Here is an 18,389-nt window from a genome sequence, read left to right on the forward strand (position 1 = left end):
CGTCTCGTTGGTGCGGGCGGAGGTCAGGCCGGCACGGCGTGCGGGCGGGCCTCCGGTTCGGGTTCCGGCTCGGGGGAGTGCCGCTGGGTGCGCTGGCGGATCCAACCGAGCGACACCGCGCCGAGCAGCGTGACGCCGAGCAGGATGTCGCCCAGCGGCAGCGGCATGCCGCGCAGCCGGAAGATGTTCAGCACGATGCTCAGCGAGAGCAGGCTGAGGAACGCGGTCATCGGGCTCCCGTGCCCGCCGCCGGCGAGCCGGAACCCGGCGATCAGCAGCGCGCCGTAGACGTACAGTTCGGTGCCCTCGCCGAGGGTGACGGCCGAGGCGCCGGTGCGCATCACCTGGACGCACCCGGCGACCGCCGCGGCGGTGCTGGTCAGCACGAACAGCGCCACTGCCCCGGCGGCCGGTGAGCGCCATCCCGCCGAGCAGCAGGATCGAGATCACCCGGAACTCGGTACCCGGGGTCAGCGTGGACCGGACGATGTCGCCCTGGGACGCGAGGACCAGCCCGGCGAGGCCGGCGACCAGCCCGCAGGACACCAGCGCGCCGGCCTGGATCCGGTCCGGCCGCAGGCCGCGCACGATCAGCGCCGCGTTCACGATGCCGATGAGCGTGCCGAACACCAGCACCGCCACCAGCACCACGGCGAACGGCGCGCCGTCGGTCAGCAGCTGGGCGGCGATCAGCGCGGCGGCCACAGCGGTCACGCCGACGGACAGGTCGAACTCGGCACCGCTGAGCATCACCAGGCTGACGCCGACGACCAGGACGCCGATGAACGCCATGTTGAAGGCCACCGCGATGACGGTCTGGTGGGACAGGAAGGCCGGCGACTTCACGGCGTGGCCAGCACCAGCGCGACCCAGAGCGCGGCCAGGGCGAGGGTGTCGCCGTGGCCGCGGAGCACGGGGAGAACCGTGCTCCGCCGGACGGCCGCCTGCGGGGCAGACACGGACATGGTCAGGTGTAGCCCTCGTACCAGAACGGGGTCGAGCCGCCGAGGCCGGCGGCGCTCGACGTCCCCCGGACGAGGGACTGTCACTGCCTGCTCTGTCATGGCGAGAGAGTCAAGCAATGTATGCAATCACTGTCAAGGATTCTCCGCGAGGCGGTGGCTACGGTGCTCGCCGCCGGGTCTCATTCGACCCGGCGTGTCGAGAAAATCGGGAAAACAACCAGGTGAAGACGCTGCTGGCGGCATGCGCCGGCCGATCTCACTGACCACGAGACAGTCTTGACCGCTCCGGGCTGCGCACCTATGTTGTGTACATTCTCGGGCTGCTGGTGGCCGCGATCACATACCGCGCAACGCCCCGACGAGCGGCCGCGCCCGTCCACCACCTCGTCGCGCTCCCGTCGACAGGAGAACGGAGTTGACATGATCAATGGGATGGTCGTGGTGGACGGTGTCGTCCACGGGTACGACTTCCGGCCCGGGAACCGGGCGCCGCACTGCTCCCAGGCCGCGTACGACGGCATGGTGAACGCGCTGTACCGCATCGGCCACACCCCACCCGAACATCTGGGCGACGATCGAGTCGGTGTCGAACATGATCGTGCGCAAGCCGCGCCGGTTCGCCGAGATCGTCGGCATGCTCATGATGCACGGCGGCACGGATCGCATCATGTTCGCCACCGGCGTGCCGTCCGCGCACCCGCAGCCGATCATCGACGCCTTGACGGATTTCGAGATGCCCCGGGATCTGGTGGACGGGTGGGGCTTCCCGGAGTTCACCCCGGACGTGTTCGCCAAGCTGATGGGCGGCAACGCGTTGCGCCTGCACGGCCTGGGCGGGGAGAAGGTGCGCGCGGATGCTGACCGAGCACGGCCGGGCGGTCCTGCGCATCGGGCGTTCCGCGGCGTCCGTCCGCTGACGCGTACCCCGCGAGCCTCACGTCGGAAAAATACAATTTCTCCGCCCGGTCGGGGCGAACGCGCCTCCCTCGCGGGCTGGAGAAACGCTCTCTAACAGGGCTTATGTTTCGGCATTGCGAACTATTGACTGTCGATGTTGATCGTGTTGGACTGCGATTGCATGCAACCCGAAGCGCCCGTCACGCGCCGGGTTTGTTTTCGCCCCTCCCTGCGCCGACTCATCGATTCGCTTCTTTTCGACGACTGCCACCCACCGAGGGAGTAGCACCGTGACACACACTTTCGGAGCCCGCCGGCTCCGCGCCGCCGCCGCCGCATTCGGGGCGGCCGCCCTTCTGCTCACCACCGCCGCCTGCGGATCGGGTGCGGAGAGCACCGCCTCCGACACGCCCGCCGCGGTGAACGACGAGTACACCGAGACGGCCCGCAAGCTGATCGCCGCCGGCACCGGCGGGATGCTCTACTTCGAGGGCAAGGAAGCCGACATCACCCTCGACAAGATCAAGGTCTACGAGGAGTGGTCCGGTCCGACGACGTCGGTGAAGCCGCCGGCGAACGGCAAGCTCAACATCATCGTCTGCAAGATCGGCACCTCCTGTGAGGAGGTCGGCAAGCGGGCCACCGCCATCGCCGAGAAGCTCGGCTGGAGCGCCGAGATCCTGGACGGGCAGGGCACCCCGGAGGGCTACCAGAAGGCGCTGGCCACCGCCGCCGCCAACAAGCCCACCGCCGTCATCACCGTCGCCATCCCGGAGAACCAGGTCGCCGACGGCATCGCCGAGCTGCAGAAGGCGAAGATCCCGGTCGTGGGCGTCTCCGCCGTCGCCGAGGGCGGCGCGGTCGGCTACGACGCGCACGTGTCCAGCCGGGAGACGTTCCAGGCGGTGCTGGCCACCGCCAAGGCCGTCGCCGACTCCAACGGCAAGGCCAAGGTCGTCTTCCTCTGGGACGTCGGCTACCCGCACCTGGTCGAGGCGCTCAACGCCAGCAAGCGCGTGCTCGCCGGCTGCACCGGCTGCGAGTTGCTGGAGGTCCGCGAGCGCACGCTGGCGCAGGCGGTCGACCCGATCGAGATGCAGAACATCACCACCTCGCTGATCCAGAAGCACGGCGACAAGCTGCAGTACATCCTCACCCCGTACGGCAACGGCGTGGAGTCCGTCATCGCCGCCATCCGGGCCGCCGGCCGCAACGACATCAAGGTGCTGTCGAAGAACGCCGAGCCGGAGCGGCTGGGCAGCGTCGCAGCCGGTGACCAGCTCGCCGACTTCGGCGCCATCCGCGGCTGGAACGCCTACGCCGCCATCGACCAGGTGGGCCGGCTGGCCGCCGGTCAGCCCGCGCTGCCCGACGCCGAGCAGGGCATCCCGGCCACAGTCTTCGACAAGTCGAACGCCCCCAAGGACGGCGCGGTCGACTGGAACAGCTACGTGAACTACGCCGAGCGCTACGAGAAGATGTGGAGCGAGGCCCGATGAGTGCCGCCCCGGTGCTGGAGGCGGTGGGCGTCAGCAAGTCCTACGGCCGGGTACGCGCCGTCACCGACGTCTCCTTCGACGTACGCCCGGGCGAGATCCTGGGCGTCGTCGGGGACAACGGCGCCGGCAAGTCCACGCTGATGAGCATGGTCAGCGGCGCGCTGGCACCGGACTCCGGCCGCCTGCGGGTGGCCGGCCGGGACCTGACGCCGCACACCATCGGCGCGGCCCGCGCCGCCGGGATCGAGATGATCTACCAGGACCTCGGGCTCTCCGACAACCTGAGCATCGTCGAGAACGTCTTCCTCGGTCGCGAGTGGACCGGCGGCGTACGCGGCCTGCCGGTGCTGCGCAAGCGGGCGATGCGCGAGCGTACCCGGACGGTGCTGGAGGAGTTGGGCATCGACCTGCACGACATGAACGTGCTGGTCGAGGGGCTCTCCGGCGGGCAGCGGCAGATGGTCGCCATCGCCCGCGCGCTGGTCACCGAGAACGAGCCGCGCGTGATGGTGATGGACGAGCCGACCGCGGCGCTCGGCACCACCGAGTCCGACGGCGTCAACGCGCTGATCCGCCGGCTGCGCGACCGCGGCTACGCGGTCATCGTGATCAGCCACCGGATCCCGGAGGTCCTGTCGATGGCCGACCGGCTGCTGGTGATGAAGGGCGGCCGCAACGTCTACCACGGCCCCACCGAAGGGCTCGACGTCGAACGGTGCGTGCAGCTGATCGTCGCGGGCACGCTCGCCACGGCGGGGGAGGCGGTCCGATGACCGCCGCCACGACGAAGACGCCCCCGGGCGGCGGCCGCACCGTCGTCAAGCAGAGCGCCGACCGGTCCCGCGCCGGGGCCGGGGAGCGGGCGGTCGAGGGGGTGAGCCGGTTCGGGCTGCTCGGCATGCTCGTCCTGGTGATCGCGGTCTTCTCCGCGCTCACCCCGGACACGTACTTCACCACCACCAACTTCCGGCTGATCCTGGTCAACCAGACAGTGACGGTGATCGTGGCGATGGCCGCCACGCTGCCGTTGCTGGCGCACTATCTGGACGCGTCGGTCGGCCCGATGCTGGGCCTGGCGCAGGGCGTGAGCATCTGGCTGATCGCGGTGCAGGGCGTGCCGATCTGGCTGGCCCTGCTCGCGGTGCTCGCCGTCGGCGTCGCGGTCGGCCTGCTCAACAGCCTGCTGGTGCTGAAGTTCGGCATGAGTTCGATCATCGCCACGCTCGCCGTGGGCAGCCTGCTGATGGGTCTGCTCTACATGGTCACCGGCGGCCGGGTGCTGTACCAGAACGTGCCGCCGGCGTTCACCGAGATCGCCCGCGGCGACCTGGGCGGCGTCCCGCTGCCGCTGATCTACCTCGTGGTGCTGGTGCTGGCGCTGGAGTTCATCGTCGTCTGGACGCCCTTCGGGCAGCGGCTCTACGCGATGGACGGCAACCTGCGCGGCGCCGCCCGGGCCGGCATCGACGTCCGCAGCTACACCGTCCGGGCGTTCGTCGGCGCGGCGGTGCTCGCCTCGCTGGCCGGCGTGCTGCTGGCCTCGCGGATCGGCTCGGCCCAGCCGACGGTCGGCGAACAGTTCCTGCTGCCGGCCTTCGCAGCGGCCTTCCTCGGCGCCGCCGCGCTGCGACCAGGCCGGGTCAACATCCTCGGCACCGTGATCGCCGCGTACTTCATCACCTTCACCATCGCCGGTCTGCAACACCTCGGCGCCGCGACCTGGATCGAGCGCGTCTTCAACGGCCTCGCCGTGATCACCGGCGTATCGGTCGCCGCGTGGTCGGTGCGCCGCCGCCGCCAGCTCGCGGTCCGGCACGTCGAACGCCTGGAGAACGACACCACCCCGAAGGGACGTCCCACCCCATGAAGAACGGCTTCTTCGTCCTCGACAACGCCATCCACATGTACAAGCTCACCGACGAGAACATCGACTTCAACCACGGCGGCAAGAAGTCGACGAACGCGCTCGTCGAGTACGCCCGCAAGTACTCCGCGCCGGGCTACCCGTACGACGACATCTCCGGCCGCGAACTGTCGGTCGAGGACGCGTACCGGCTGATGTTCGAGGAGTCCGACACCGACATGGCGATGGCCCAGACGGTGCCCAGCCACGGCGGCTGGAAGCTGGGCTTCTCGCCGGCGGAGAACAACTACAAGCTCAAGGAGGCGTACCCGGACCGGGTGCTGTTCTGCGGCGGTGTCGACCCGATCACGCACGGCCGCTACGGCGCGGTGACCGAGATGATCCGCCAGATCGAGGAGTGGGGCGCCACCAGCTTCAAGTTCTACCAGGCGCACTCCGGCGGCCTGTCCTGGAAGATCGACGACCGGCAGGTCGCGTACCCGCTGTGGGAGACCGCCCTCGAACACGGCGTGACGAACGTGCAGTTCCACAAGGGCCTGGCGTTCAACACCCAGCACATCGCCGACCTGGCCCCGTACGACCTGGAGCGCGCGGCGCAGGACTTCCCCGAGATGACGTTCATCGTGCACCACCTCGGTGAGCCGTTCATCAACGAGACGATCAACATCGCGGCCCGGTACGAGAACATCCACCTCGCGCTGACCGCCTGGATCAACCAGTACCCGGTCGCGCCGCGCGCCGCGCTGCACGCCATCGGCAAGTGCCTGCTGCACGTCGGCCCGGACCGGCTGCTCTGGGGCTCCGAGGCGTTCGTCTGGCCGAAGGTGCAGGCGTACATCGACCTGTTCGCCGAGATGCGCATGCCGGAGGACCTCCAGGACGGCTACGGCTACCCGGAGCTGACCGACGAGATCAAGGAGAAGATCTTCGGCCTGAACTTCGCCCGGGTGCTCGGCATCGACGTGAAGGCCAAGAAGAAGGAGCTGTGCGGCAAGAGCGGCAAGAAGTCCGCGAAGAAGGGCCGTAAGGATGGGCGCTGACAAGACGGCGAAGGCCGCCGACCGCGCGCTCGACGGCAAGGTACGCCAGCTCGTCGAGGCGCACGGCGGTGGCGTCACAGTCGACGTGGACGCCGACGGCGACGCCCGGGTGACGTTCCACGGCCGCTGCGCCGCCTGCCCGTCCGCGCCGGTCACCATGGGCTCCCTGGTCCGCCCGGCGCTGCTGAAGATCGAGGGCGTCCGGTCGGTGACCCGGGCGGGCGCGGTCTCCCGGTTCGCCGAGGCCCGCATCGAGAAGATGTTCGGACTGTCGGAGCCGGCCGGATGACCGACGGCTTTCCCGACGGGCCGCTGACCGGCGTGCGGGTGGTGGAGGCCGGGGTGCTGCTGGCCGGGCCGTTCTGCGCGCAACTGCTCGGCGACTTCGGCGCCGAGGTGATCAAGGTCGAGCAGCCGGACGGCGGCGACCCGATGCGGCAGTGGGGGCGGGAGAAGCCGCACGGCAAGTCGCTGTGGTTCCCGGTGGTGGCCCGCAACAAGAAGTCGGTCACCTGCAACCTGCGGATGCCCGAGGGACAGCAGCTCATGCGCGACCTGCTCGCCGGCGCCGACGTGTTCGTGGAGAACTTCCGCCCGGGCACGCTGGAACGCTGGGGGCTCGCGCCGGAGGAGCTGCACCGGATCAACCCGCGGCTCGTCGTCGTGCGGGTCACCGCGTTCGGGCAGGACGGCCCGTACGCGTCCCGGGCCGGCTACGGCTCGATCGGCGAGGCGATGGGCGGGATCCGGCACGTCACCGGCGACCCGTCCACGCCGCCGAGCCGCATCGGCGTGAGCCTCGGCGACTCGCTGGCCGGCACGTTCGCCGCGCTCGGCGCCATGATGGCGTTGCGGGTGGCGACCAGCACCGGCCAGGGCCAGGTGGTGGACAGCGCCATCTACGAGTCGGTGCTGGCCCTGATGGAGTCGCTGGTGCCGGAGTACGCGCTCACCGGCTACATCAGGGAGCGGACCGGCTCGATCCTGCCCAACGTGGCGCCGAGCAACGCGTACCCGACGCGCGACGGCGCCACAGTGCTGATCGCCGCGAACCAGGACACGGTGTTCCGCCGCCTGGCGGCGGTGATGGGCCGCCCGGACCTGGCCGACGACCCCCGGTACGCCACCCACGCCGCCCGCGGCGCGCACCAGGCCGAACTGGACGACCTGATCGCGGCGTGGACCGTCACGTTCGAACCGGCCGCGCTGCTGCGGCTGCTGCATCTGGGCGGCGTACCGGCCGGGTCGGTCTACACCGCCCGGGAGATGCTGACCGACGAGCACTTCGCCGCGCGCGAGGCGATCGTCGAACTCGACCACCCGGAGATGGGCGCGTTCCCGATGCAGAACGTCGCGCCCCGGCTGTCCCGCACCCCGGGCCGGCTGCGTTCGGTGGGCCCCCGGCTGGGCGAGCACACCGACGAGGTCCTGCGCCAGGTGCTGCGCCTGGCCGACGACCGGATCACCGAACTGCGCGCCGCCGGCGCGATCTGAGGAGGCAGTCATGGCGAAGAACCCGTACGTGGTGAAGAAGCGCTCGATCTCCGCGTCGGCCGCGCGGGCGATGGTGGCCGCCGCCGTCGCCCGCGCCGAGGAGATGGGCTTCGCGGTCACCGTCGCGGTGTGCGACGAGAGCGGCGTGCTGAAGGCGTACGAGCGGATGGACGGCGCGCCGCTGGTGAGCGTCCAGCTGGCGCAGGACAAGGCGTACACGGCAGTCGGTTTCGGGCTCAGCAGCGACGGCTGGTACGACTTCATCAAGGACGACGGGCCGCTGGCGATGGGCGCCCCGCCCGCGATCGACCGGCTGGTGACCTTCGGCGGCGGCTATCCGGTGAAGGTCGACGACGTGCTGGTCGGCGGCATCGGGGTCAGCGGCGGCCACTACACGCAGGACATGGAGGTCGCGCAGGCCGGACTGAAGGCGCTGTCTTGAACGTCGAGATCGTCGAGGTCGGCCCCCGGGACGGCCTCCAGAACCACCCGGCGGAGCTGACCACCGGGCAGAAGGCCGAACTGGTACGCCGGGCCGTCGCGGCGGGCAGCCGGCGGGTCGAGGTGACGAGCTTCGTCAACCCGGCGAAGGTGCCGAAGCTCGCCGACGCCGACGCGCTGGCGGCACTGGTCCGCGACGAGCCGGGCCTGGCCTCGATCGGCCTGGTGATGAACGGCCGCGGCCTGGACCGGGCGGTCGCCGCCGGCGTCACCGAGGTCAACTTCGTGGTCGTCGCCACCGACACGTTCTGCCGGCGCAACCAGGGCACGACCACCGCCGAGGCGGTGGCGCAGGTGCGGCGGCTGCTGCCCCGCGCCCGCGAGCAGGGGCTGCGCGCGTCGGTCACGGTCGGTGCCGCGTTCGGCTGCCCGTTCGAGGGGGAGACGCCGCCGGAGCGCGTGCTGCGCGTCGTCGACGACCTGGCACCGGTGGCACCGGACGAGGTGGCGCTCGCCGACACCATCGGCGTGGCCGTGCCGTCCCAGGTGGAGCGCCTGTTCACCGCCGTACGCGAGCGCATCGGGGCGAGCCTGCGCGGGCACTTCCACAACACCCGCAACCTGGGCCTGGCGAACGTGCTGGCCGCCGTCGGGGCCGGGGCGCGGGCGATCGACGCCAGCGTCGGCGGCATCGGCGGCTGTCCGTTCGCGCCGGCCGCCACCGGCAACGTGGCCACCGAGGACGTGGTGTACGCGCTGGAACGCTCCGGCATCCGGACCGGCGTGTCGCAGGAGGCGGCGATCGGCAACGCCAGGTGGCTGGGCGAGGTGTTCGGCGCCGAGCTGCCGGGCATGCTGAGCCGGGCCGGTGGCTTCCCGTGACCGGGCCGCTGACCGGACTGCGGGTGCTGGACCTGACCAGCACGTTCTCCGGCCCGTACTGCACGCTGATGCTGGCCGACCTGGGCGCCGAGGTGATCAAGGTGGAGCCGCCGGGCGGCGACATCGCCCGCCAGCTCGGCGCCGCCCGCACCCCCGGCATGGCGGCGGTGTTCCTCAACATGAACCGGGGCAAGAAGAGCGTCCTGCTGGACCTCAAGGCGCCCGCCGACCGGGCCGCGTTCGACCGGCTGGTGCCGACGGTGGACGTGCTGGTGCACAACATGCGCCCGGCCGCCGCGGCCCGGCTCGCGCTCACCTACGACGACGTACGCGCGCTGCACCCGTCGATCGTGTACTGCGCGATCCCGGGCTTCCGCGGCACCGGCCGGCACGCCGACCGGCCCGCCTACGACGACGTGATCCAGGGCGCCGCCGGCATCGCCCGGCTCCAGAGCGTCAACCAGGACCAGCCCGGGTACGTCGTCACCCCGCTCGCCGACAAGATCACCGGGCTCACCGCGTCCACCGCCGTGCTCGCCGCGCTGCGCCACCGCGACGCCACCGGCGAGGGGCAGCGCGTCGAGGTGCCGATGTACGACACGATGGTCGCCTTCGGCCTGCTCGAACAGCTCGACGGCTGGACGTTCGACCCGCCCACCGGGCCGCCGCTCTACCCGCGTACCGCCGCGCCGAACCGCCGTCCGTACGCCACCGCCGACGGGCACCTGTGCGTGCTGATCTACACCGGCCGGCAGTGGGAACGGTTCCTCACCCTGGTCGGGCGCGCCGACCTGCTGCGCCACCCCGACTACGACACCGTCGGCAAGCGGATCGCCAACGCCGACGGGCTCTACCGGGTCGTGGCCGAGGTGCTGCGCGGGCGCACCACGGCCGAGTGGCTGACGGAGCTGTCCGCGATCGACGTGCCGTGCGCGCCGCTGGCCGGCTACGAGGAGATCCTCCGCGAGGAGGAAGAGGCCGGGTCCGGCCTGGTGTCGATCGTCGAGCATCCGGTGGCCGGGCGGCTGCGCAGCGTCGCCTCGCCGATCGTCATGTCGGGCTCGCCGTTGCCGGCCGGCCGGCTCGCACCGACGCTCGGCGAGCACACCGACGAGGTGCTCGCCGGCGGTACCGAGGGGAGAAGCGGATGAGGGGCAGGGTCGCCGTCGTCACCGGCGCCGGATCGGGGATCGGGCTCGCCGTGGCCCGCCGGCTGGCCGACGAGGGTGCCGAGGTGGTCTCCGCCGATCTGGACGTCTCCGCGTGCGTGGGCGTCCCGGTCACCGCCGACCTGGGCACCCCGGCCGGCGTCGCCGCCGTCGTGCGGGAGGTGACCAGCCGGTACGGCGGCGCGGACGTGCTCGTCAACAACGTGGCGCTCGCGCCGTACCGGGACGCGTTCACCGACATCGACGACGCCGCCTGGCAGCGCACCTGGGACGTGAACGTGATGTCCTGCGTGCGCCTGTGCCGCGCGCTCGTGCCGCTCATGGTCGAGCGGGGCGGCGGCAGCGTGGTCACCATCGGCTCCGAGGCGGCGCGGCACCCCAAGCCGCACATGCTCGACTACGCGGTCAGCAAGGCCGCGCTGCTCAGCCTCGCCAAGGGCCTGGCCCTGGAGTACGGCTCCCGGGGCGTACGGGTGAACACCGTCGCGCCCGGCCCGACCCGGACCGCGACCATGGACGCCTACCTGGAGTCGGTCGCGCTCCGGCTCGGCATCGACGTCTCCGCCGCCGCCGACCACGTCGTGCACGAGCTGCGCCGGCTGCCGCTGGGCCGGATGAACGAGCCGGAGGACGTCGCCGAGGTGGTGCTCTTCCTGGCCGGGGACCGGTCCCGGCAGGTGACCGGCTCGGAGTACGCCGTCAACGGCGGTTCCACCGCGTCGATGTAGGTTCACCATCGGTGAACAGAGGGGGACGCATGGGCCGGGCCACGCAGTCGGCGTACGAGTCGATCAAGACGCGCATCCTCGGTGGGGCGTACGAGCCGGGGAAGAAGCTCTCCGAGGAGGACCTCGCCGCCGCGGTGGGGGTGAGCCGCACTCCCGTACGGGAGGCGCTGCGCCGGCTGCACGCCGAGGGCCTGGTGGACTGGGAGGCCAACCGGGGCGCCACCGTCCCGGCCTGGCGGGAGCAGGACCTGGAGGAGATCTTCGAGCTGCGTGCCCTGCTGGAGGGGTACGGCGCCGAGCTGGCCGCGACCCGGATCACGCCGGAGGAGATCGTCCGGCTGCGCGAGCTGTGCGCCGAGATGGAGGGCTACGCGGCCGGTCAGCGGCGGGACCGGGCGGACCGGATCGCGGTCTGCAACGCGCAGTTCCACGAGATCATCCTGGGCGCCGGGCGGAACCGCCGGTTGAGCGCGCTGCTCGGGGCGGTGGTGCAGACGCCGCTGGTGAACCGCACGTTCCGCCGGTACGACGAGGCGGCGATGGCGCGCAGCATGTCGCACCACCGGGAGCTGATCGACGCGTTCGAGGCGCGCGACCGGGCCTGGGCCGGCTCGGTGATGCGGGCGCACATCCTCGCCGCCCGCGCCACGCTCGGCACGCCCTGACCCACGCCGGGCCGGGCCACGTCGTACCCGTCGACGGTCCCCGGCCCGGCGTCACGTGTCACCCCGCGGACGCCTCGGCGCGGCGTACCACCTCGGCGGCGGCCCGTACCACCGCCCGGTCCAGCAGCCGCCCGCCGGCGTCGGTGGCCACCCCGGAGCCGCCGCGTTCGGCCCGCTCCAGCGCCTCCAGTACGGCCCGCGCCGAGGCCACCTCGGCCTCGGTGGGGGTGAACACCTCGTTGACCGTCGCGATCTGCCCGGGGTGGATGGCGCTGCGCGCCCGGAAGCCCTGCCGCAGCAGCGCCCGGGTGGTCTGCTCCAGCCGCTCCGGGTCGCGCAGCGTCGTCTCCACCGGTCCCACCGGCGGGGTGATGCCGGCCGCTGCCGACGCGACCACGACCTGGGAGCGGATCGGCGCGAACTCCGCCCGCTCCGGCCCGGGCTGCAACCCCAGCTCACCGGCGAGGTCCGCCTCGCCGAGGCCGAGCCGCAGCACCCGCGCTGCGGCGGCCACCTGCGGCGCGGTGAGCACGCCCCGGGCGGTCTCGATCAGCGCCACCACCCGGAACGCCGGGGCGTCCGGGCCGAGCCGCCGCTGCACCCGGGCCAGCGCGGCGTCGACCTCGGCGAGCAGGTCCGGCTCGGCCTTCGGCACCCAGACCCCGGCCGCCGCCGGGGAGAGCACCTCGACGTCCGCCTCGACCTGGTCGCTGTTGATCCGCACCCACAGCTCGGGGCCGGCCGGCGCGGCGGCGCCCAGGTACCCGGCGACCGTCTCCCGGGCCTGCGCCTTGCGAGCCGGCGTGACCGCGTCCTCCAGGTCGAGCACGAGCGCGTCCGCGCCGCGCCCGGCCGCCTTGTCCAGCAGGTCCGCCCGGTCGCCCGGCACGTACAGGTAACTGCGCGCCACCGCCGCCATCAGTCGTTCCCCCTACCGCTGCGGGCGGGCGAGGTAGCGGCCGGCCGGCTCGCCGGTCACCTTGCCGCCGACGAGCACGTGCTGCCCGCGGACGAAGGTGTCGGTGACCCGTGCGGTCAGCTCGAAGCCCTCGAACGGCGTGTACTCCTGCGTCGACTCGGAGTCCTCGGCGCGCACCGTCCAGGTCGAGTCCGGGTCGACCAGGCAGATGTCGGCGTCGTACCCCTGCAGCAGCGCGCCCTTGTTGCGCAGGCCGAAGCGCTGAGCCGGGTTCCACGAGGTCAGCTCCGCCACCCGCTGGTACGACAGGCCACGCCGGTTGCCCTCGGTGACCAGGCCGGGCAGCAGGTACTCGGCGCCGCCGAAGCCGGACTTGGCGACGAAGATGTCGTCGCGCGGCTCACCGAACTTGACCTCGTCCTTGCAGCAGGCGTGGTCGCTGACCACCCAGTCGATCTTGCCGTCCAGGACGTACCCCCAGAGCGCCTCGACGTCGGCGCGCGGGCGCAGCGGCGGGTTGACCTTGCCGCCCAGGCCGTGCGCGGTGTCGATGTCGGCGACCAGGTGGCCGATGGTCACCTCGCGGCGGAAGTCGATGTGCGGGAACGCCCGCGCCATCCGCAGCGCCGCGTCGACAGCCTTCTCCGAGGTCAGGTGCAGCAGGTTGATCTTCGGCAGACCGGTCTCGTGCGCCAGGTACGACGCGATCGACACGGCCAGTCCCTCGGAGTGCGGCGGCCGCGAGGCGTGGTACGCCTCCAGCCCGCGCAGCGTGCCGTCCTGCTCGACCTGCTTGGTGTACGCGCTCATGATCTCGGCGGTCTCGCAGTGCAGCGACAGCGAGATCTCGTCGGCCAGCTCGGGGAAACGCTCCCGGGCCGCCTGGACGCCCCGCATCACGAACTCGAAGTGGGCGTAGTCGTACCGCTCGCCCTCCGGGATCATGAGGAACGAGTTCTGGTCGGCGGACCGGCCGTGCAGGCCGTGGCTGCCGTAGAACATGAAGATCTTGAACGAGGTGACGCCGTGCTCCTCGACCAGGGACGGCACCTCGCCGATGTGCTCCCGCGACATCGGCGCCAGGTGGAAGCCGTAGTCGATGTAGGAGCGGCCCTCGGTCGCGGACAGCACCTCGGGGAAGAAGTCGGCGTACCGGCCGCCCCGGTTGAGGTAGTACTGCCCGGTGCGCATGTAGTTCAGCGCCGTGGTGACGCCGCCCTGCACCGAGGCGCGGCTCTCCGAGACGGCGTCCTCGCTCAGCGGGTTGTAGATGCCCCAGTGCTGGTGCGCGTCCACCACGCCGGGGAAGGCGAGCCGGCCGCCGCCGTCGACGACCTGGGCGGCCTCCGCCCGGTCGATCTGCGGGGCGACGCGGCTGATCCGTCCGTCGGTGACGCCGATGTCCATCAGCTCGGGTTCGGGCCGGTCGTGCCGGACCACGCGGACGTTCGTCAGCAGCAGGTCGTAGGTGCTCATGGTGTTGCTCCTCGTGCTCGGTTCAGCGGCGGTTGATCAGGCCCATCAGGCCGTGGACGTCGGGGGCCCGGTCCAGCCGGTGGACCTCCTCGGTGATGCGGTCGGCGGTCGCCTCCGGCAGGGCGGCGGCGTTGGTGCGGAACTTGACCGCCAGTTCGGCGTCGCTGAGCGGACGCTGCGGCCCGCCCCGGTTGGCGAGCACCTCCTGCACCCACTCCCGCCCGTCGCGGGTGACCACCCGCAGCACGGCCGGGAACTGGTGCGGGAAGATCGCGTCGCACCGCTCGTCGCCCACCACGTCGACCAGCGCCATCAGCGCCCGCCGCTGCGGGTCGTGCGCCAGGGCGTCGGTGAAGTCGGCGAGGTCCACGCCGAGACCGCCGCCGCCGATCAGGCCGGCGACCACCGCGTACGGGCCGCTGAACTGCGCCTCGTAGCCGGTCTGCGGCGCCCGCTTGCGCTCGATGGGCTGGCCGATGGTGCGCACCGTCGGCGTCGGCACGCCGAGCGTGATCGACTCGATCTCGTCCAGCGGCAACCCGCGCTCGCGCAGCGCGATCGCCGCGTCGATGGCGGCGTGGGTGAAGTGGTTCGCCGGATACGGCTTGAAGAAGATGCCCGGCACCGCCCAGTCGGTGCCGAGCCCGCGGACGATCTCGTCGCCGTCGAACTCGCCGCGCAGGAACGCCTGGAAGAAGCCGAAGCGTCCCTCCAGCACCGTCGGCGGGCCGGTCACGCCGTGCCGGGCCAGCTGCGCGGCGCTCACCGCCGCGTGCGCCGCCCAGCCGCAGTGGATCCGCTTGACGGTGCCGCCGTTGCGGTTGGACTCGATCAGACCGGCGGCCATCGAGGCGGACACGCCGAGCGCGTCGAGCGCGCCGTCGGCGTCCAGCTTCAGCAGCCGGGCCGCCGCCACCGCACCGCCGAGCGTGCCGCAGATCGAGGTGGCGTGCTGCCCGTGCTCGAAGAAGACGGAGTTGCCGGCGGCCGGGTCGTAACCGGCCATGCCGAGCCGGACGCACACCTCCAGGCCCACGGCGATGGCCGCGACCGTCTCCCGCCCGGACGCCCCGGACGCCTCGGCGGCGGCCAGCGCGGCCGGCACCACCGACGCGCTCGGGTGCAGCACCGACGGCAGGTGCGTGTCGTCGTAGTCGAGCGAGTGCGCCAGCACGCCGTTGGCGAACGCGGCCAGCGCGGCCGGCGCCTTCTCGTCCAGGCCGACGACAGTGGCCTGGCCGCGGCCGCCCTGCTCCTCGACGTAGGCGAGGGCCGCCTGGCTGGTCGGCAGCGGCCGGGCCGCCACGCAGAGGCCGAGCACGTCCAGGACACGGGCCCGGACGCTCGCGACGACCTCGTCGGGCAGCGTCTCGGCGGCGGTGTCGGCGGCGAAGGTGGCCAGGTGGCGGCCCAGGGTCGGCTCAGCCACGGCTGATCACCGCCAGCGGGCGCACCGGGGAGCCGGTGGCGCCGTACAGCGGCAGCGGCGCCATGACGAATGTGAACTCGTGCACCTCGTCGCGGGCCAGCTCCTCCAGCGCCATCGTCTCGATCAGGTAGACGCCGTGCTCGACCAGCAGGATCCGGTGGGCCGGCAGCGAGCTGTGGCCCTTGCCCGGCGGCAGGCACTCGAAGGCGATGGTGTCCGCGCCGGCGGCGTGCACCTGCCGCTGCGCCAGCCACGTCGCGCCGTCCGCGCCGACCCCCGGCACGCCGGAGTCCTTGCCGACGTACACGCCGCGGTCCTCGTGGTCGAACAGCCGGCCCCACCCGCTGCGGATGAGCACGACGTCGCCCGGGCCCACCGGCGTGCCCTGCCGGGACACCGTGGCGTCCAGGTCGGCGGGGGTGATCTCGTAGCCGGGCTCGCAGGCCTCCACGCCCAGCGCGGCGGGCACGTCCAGCAGCACGCCCCGGCGGACCATCGGCGCGACGGTGTGCACGCCCAGTTCGTCGAACCGGCCGCCGACCTGCGCGTCGGCGGCGTCGGCGCCGCCGTGCAGCCGGCCGTCCTGGGAGACGTGCGCGAGCGCGTCGACGTGCGTGCCGACGTGCGTGCCCATCACCAGCAGGTCGTTGGCGGCGGAGCCGCCGTCGGCGCGCACCATGTCGCCGTGGCGGCGCGGCAGGGTGAGCCCGAACGCCGGGTGGTTCGGTGACTGCGGCATGCCGACGGTCAGCCGCCGGCCCAGGTCGTAGATCGTGACACCGGCCTGCACGGCGTCGAGCAGGCGGTCGGCGGTTCTGGCTGTGGTGCCCACGGGGTTCCTCGCGTTTCGGCTGTCGGCGTCGTCAGGCGACGACGCCACGGGCTTTCAGGTCGGCGATCTCGGCCGGGTCGCAGCCGAGTTCCTCGACGAGCAGGGCGTCGGTGTCGGCGCCGGGGGAGCGTCCGGTGAACCGGATCCGGCCCGGCGTCTCCGACATCCGCCACATGACGTTGTGCATCCGCATCGGGCCGAGGTCGGGATCGTCGACCGTGGTGATCATCTCGGTGGCCCGGACGTGCGGGTCCTCGACGATGTCCTTGGCGCTGTAGACCGGGGCGACAGCGGCACCGGCCTCGGCGAACGCCGCGGCCACCTCGTCGCGGGTCCGCTCGGCGATCCACGACCCCACGTACTCGTCGAGCAGGTCCGCGTGCGCCACCCGCCCGACGCCGGTACGGAACCACGGCTCGTCGATCACCTCGGGGTGGCCCACCAGCCGCAGCACCCGCTCGGCGATGGCCTGGGCGCTGGTGGAGATGGCCACCCACGACCCGTCCTTGGTCTGGTACGTGTTGCGCGGCGCGTTGTTCGTCGAGCGGTTGCCCTGCCGCTGCTCCACCACGCCGAGCTGGTCGTAGACGGTGGGGCCGGGACCGACAGCGGTCATGATCGGCTCCAGCAGGCTCATGTCGACGACCTGGCCCCGGCCGCCGGAGCGCTCCCGGTGCCACAGCGCCATCATCACCGCCGACGAGGTGGCGATGCCGCAGATGCTGTCGGCCAGCCCGAACGCGGGCAGCGTGGGCGGGCCGTCCGCGGTGCCGGTCAGGTGGGCGAACCCGCTCATCGCCTCGGCCAGCGTGCCGAACCCGGCGCGGGAGGCGTACGGGCCGGTCTGCCCGAAGCCGGTGATCCGGGCGATCACCAGACCGGGGTTGACCCGGTGCAGCTCCTCCGGGCCGACACCCCAGCGCTCCAGCGTGCCCGGCCGGAAGTTCTCCACCAGCACGTCGGCCCGCTCGGCCAGCCGCAGCAGCAGCGCCGCGCCCTCCGGCGCGGACAGGTTCAGCCCGACCAGCCGCTTGTTGCGGGAGATCTCCTTCCACCACAGGGGATGGCCGTCCTTGGCCTTGCCGTGGCCGCGCATGCTGTCACCCATGGTCGGGTGCTCGATCTTGATCACGTCGGCGCCGTAGTCGCCGAGGATCTGACAGCACAGCGGCCCGGCGAGGATCGTCGAGACGTCAAGCACCCGCAGGCCCGTCAGCGGTCCGTCACTCACCTGTTCCACCTCCCCAGTTCTGTTCCTGACCCGTCCGCCCGGCGACACGCTGCGCCGGCGGCCGGAAACCCAGTTCGGCGGAGATCTCCGCCGCCGCCGCGGCGACCAGCGCCCCGTGCGCGGCGCACACCTCCGGGGTGAACCGGTTCTGCGGCCCGCACAGCGAGATCGAGCCGAACACCTGCCCGGTCGCGTAGCGCACCGCCGCGGCCACACTTCCCGCGCCGTTCTGCCGCTCGCCCATGCTCACCGCGTACCCCTGACGCCGGATCCGGGCCAGGTCGGCCCGCAGCTTGGCGGTGGAGGTGATGGTGGCCGAGGTGACCGCGTCCAGCGGGTGGTGGCCGAGGTAGTCGTCGACCTCCGCGTCCGGCAGCGCCGCCAGGATCGCCTTCGACGACGACCCGGAGTGCAGCGCGTGGCTGGTGCCCAGGGACACCGACATCCGGACCTCGTGCGGCGACAGCACCTGGTCGATGTAGACGCGTGACCAGCCCTGCCGCACCGACAGCGTGGCGGTCTCGCCGGTGTCGCGCACCAGCCGGACCAGGTAGCGGCGCGCGATGTCCGGCACGTCCAGCGCGCGCAGCGCGGCCAGGCCCACCGCGAGCGCGCCGGTGCCGAGCCGGTACCGCTTGGTCTCCTCGTTGAAGGTGAGGAAGTTGTCGGCCACCAGCTCCTTGAGGATGCGGTGCGCGACCGCCTTCGGCAGACCCAGTTCCCGCGCGATCGTCGACACGCCGAGGGTCTCCGGTGCCCGTTCGGCGATGATGTTGACGATGTCGAGGGCGCGGCCCAGACCGGAACGGGTCCGGCCGGCGGTGCTCTCGACGACCGCTGTCGTGATCATCTCTGTTC

General features: G+C 72.2%; 20 protein-coding genes. 12 read left to right on the forward strand and 8 right to left on the reverse strand.

Annotated elements, in window-relative coordinates; all coding sequences use genetic code 11:
* Positions 1 to 23 precede the first annotated feature (23 nt).
* Together BFV98_RS01385 and BFV98_RS32175 are read right to left on the reverse strand one after the other, a co-directional pair.
* Positions 24 to 386, reverse strand: coding sequence for a hypothetical protein (locus BFV98_RS01385; RefSeq protein WP_143025307.1), 363 nt, complete (start codon positions 384 to 386; stop codon positions 24 to 26).
* A gap of 456 nt (positions 387 to 842) precedes the next feature.
* Positions 843 to 1,064, reverse strand: a complete 222-nt coding sequence (locus tag BFV98_RS32175; protein WP_176921669.1) for a hypothetical protein — start codon at positions 1,062 to 1,064, stop codon at positions 843 to 845.
* 484 nt (positions 1,065 to 1,548) lie between these two features.
* On the opposite strand from BFV98_RS32175, the gene BFV98_RS01390 reads away from it, so the two are divergent.
* The 12 genes from BFV98_RS01390 (at position 1,549) to BFV98_RS01445 (ending at position 11,644) form a co-directional block, all read left to right on the forward strand.
* The gene (locus BFV98_RS01390) at positions 1,549 to 1,977 is read left to right on the forward strand and encodes a hypothetical protein (RefSeq protein WP_041799045.1); all 429 of its coding nucleotides are present in this window, start codon (positions 1,549 to 1,551) and stop codon (positions 1,975 to 1,977) included.
* A 175-nt stretch (positions 1,978 to 2,152) separates the two neighbouring features.
* Positions 2,153 to 3,361 carry a substrate-binding domain-containing protein gene (locus tag BFV98_RS01395; protein ID WP_013286914.1) on the forward strand — a complete coding sequence of 403 codons (1,209 nt, stop codon included), beginning with the start codon at positions 2,153 to 2,155 and terminating at the stop codon, positions 3,359 to 3,361.
* On the forward strand, positions 3,358 to 4,134 hold the full coding sequence (locus BFV98_RS01400) for an ATP-binding cassette domain-containing protein (protein WP_071094516.1): 777 nt from the start codon (positions 3,358 to 3,360) through the stop codon (positions 4,132 to 4,134). The genes BFV98_RS01395 and BFV98_RS01400 overlap by 4 nt, the downstream gene beginning before the upstream one ends.
* On the forward strand, positions 4,131 to 5,228 hold the full coding sequence (locus BFV98_RS01405) for an ABC transporter permease (protein ID WP_013286912.1): 1,098 nt from the start codon (positions 4,131 to 4,133) through the stop codon (positions 5,226 to 5,228). The genes BFV98_RS01400 and BFV98_RS01405 overlap by 4 nt, the downstream gene beginning before the upstream one ends.
* Positions 5,225 to 6,265: an amidohydrolase family protein gene (locus BFV98_RS01410; RefSeq protein WP_071094518.1), complete on the forward strand. Its 1,041-nt coding sequence runs from the start codon at positions 5,225 to 5,227 to the stop codon at positions 6,263 to 6,265. The genes BFV98_RS01405 and BFV98_RS01410 overlap by 4 nt, the downstream gene beginning before the upstream one ends.
* The gene (locus BFV98_RS01415) at positions 6,255 to 6,554 is read left to right on the forward strand and encodes a NifU family protein (protein ID WP_052166116.1); all 300 of its coding nucleotides are present in this window, start codon (positions 6,255 to 6,257) and stop codon (positions 6,552 to 6,554) included. The genes BFV98_RS01410 and BFV98_RS01415 overlap by 11 nt, the downstream gene beginning before the upstream one ends.
* Positions 6,551 to 7,759, forward strand: a complete 1,209-nt coding sequence (locus tag BFV98_RS01420) for a CaiB/BaiF CoA-transferase family protein (protein WP_013286909.1) — start codon at positions 6,551 to 6,553, stop codon at positions 7,757 to 7,759. The genes BFV98_RS01415 and BFV98_RS01420 overlap by 4 nt, the downstream gene beginning before the upstream one ends.
* Before the next feature lie 10 nt (positions 7,760 to 7,769).
* A complete protein-coding gene (locus BFV98_RS01425; protein ID WP_030268387.1) occupies positions 7,770 to 8,201 on the forward strand; it encodes a heme-binding protein in 432 nt (143 codons plus the stop codon).
* Complete coding sequence (locus BFV98_RS01430) at positions 8,198 to 9,082, forward strand: hydroxymethylglutaryl-CoA lyase (protein ID WP_071094520.1); 885 nt, start codon at positions 8,198 to 8,200, stop codon at positions 9,080 to 9,082. The genes BFV98_RS01425 and BFV98_RS01430 overlap by 4 nt, the downstream gene beginning before the upstream one ends.
* Entirely contained in the window at positions 9,079 to 10,233 is a 1,155-nt protein-coding gene (locus BFV98_RS01435) for a CaiB/BaiF CoA-transferase family protein (protein WP_071094522.1), read from the forward strand. The genes BFV98_RS01430 and BFV98_RS01435 overlap by 4 nt, the downstream gene beginning before the upstream one ends.
* The gene (locus BFV98_RS01440) at positions 10,230 to 10,979 is read left to right on the forward strand and encodes an SDR family NAD(P)-dependent oxidoreductase (RefSeq protein WP_013286905.1); all 750 of its coding nucleotides are present in this window, start codon (positions 10,230 to 10,232) and stop codon (positions 10,977 to 10,979) included. The genes BFV98_RS01435 and BFV98_RS01440 overlap by 4 nt, the downstream gene beginning before the upstream one ends.
* Before the next feature lie 29 nt (positions 10,980 to 11,008).
* Complete coding sequence (locus BFV98_RS01445; protein ID WP_071094524.1) at positions 11,009 to 11,644, forward strand: GntR family transcriptional regulator; 636 nt, start codon at positions 11,009 to 11,011, stop codon at positions 11,642 to 11,644.
* 58 nt (positions 11,645 to 11,702) lie between these two features.
* Here BFV98_RS01445 and BFV98_RS01450 read toward each other — a convergent pair whose 3' ends face one another.
* From BFV98_RS01450 to BFV98_RS01475, 6 genes are read right to left on the reverse strand one after another with little or no spacing between them, the layout of a single operon-like run.
* Entirely contained in the window at positions 11,703 to 12,563 is an 861-nt protein-coding gene (locus BFV98_RS01450) for a CoA ester lyase (protein WP_071094526.1), read from the reverse strand.
* 12 nt (positions 12,564 to 12,575) lie between these two features.
* Positions 12,576 to 14,039 carry a dihydroorotase family protein gene (locus BFV98_RS01455; RefSeq protein ID WP_071094528.1) on the reverse strand — a complete coding sequence of 488 codons (1,464 nt, stop codon included), beginning with the start codon at positions 14,037 to 14,039 and terminating at the stop codon, positions 12,576 to 12,578.
* Between the two features lie 22 nt (positions 14,040 to 14,061).
* Positions 14,062 to 15,468 (reverse strand): MmgE/PrpD family protein, encoded by a 1,407-nt coding sequence (locus BFV98_RS01460; protein ID WP_013476392.1) that lies wholly within the window; start codon positions 15,466 to 15,468, stop codon positions 14,062 to 14,064.
* The gene (locus tag BFV98_RS01465; RefSeq protein WP_013286900.1) at positions 15,461 to 16,300 is read right to left on the reverse strand and encodes a cyclase family protein; all 840 of its coding nucleotides are present in this window, start codon (positions 16,298 to 16,300) and stop codon (positions 15,461 to 15,463) included. Before BFV98_RS01465 ends, BFV98_RS01460 begins: the two co-directional genes overlap by 8 nt.
* A 31-nt stretch (positions 16,301 to 16,331) precedes the next feature.
* Positions 16,332 to 17,531, reverse strand: coding sequence for a CaiB/BaiF CoA-transferase family protein (locus BFV98_RS01470; RefSeq protein ID WP_013286899.1), 1,200 nt, complete (start codon positions 17,529 to 17,531; stop codon positions 16,332 to 16,334).
* Positions 17,524 to 18,381: an IclR family transcriptional regulator gene (locus BFV98_RS01475; RefSeq protein WP_071094529.1), complete on the reverse strand. Its 858-nt coding sequence runs from the start codon at positions 18,379 to 18,381 to the stop codon at positions 17,524 to 17,526. Before BFV98_RS01475 ends, BFV98_RS01470 begins: the two co-directional genes overlap by 8 nt.
* Positions 18,382 to 18,389: the final 8 nt, after the last annotated feature.

The organism is Micromonospora sp. WMMB235, from assembly GCF_001855515.1.
GTDB lineage: Bacteria > Actinomycetota > Actinomycetes > Mycobacteriales > Micromonosporaceae > Micromonospora > Micromonospora aurantiaca.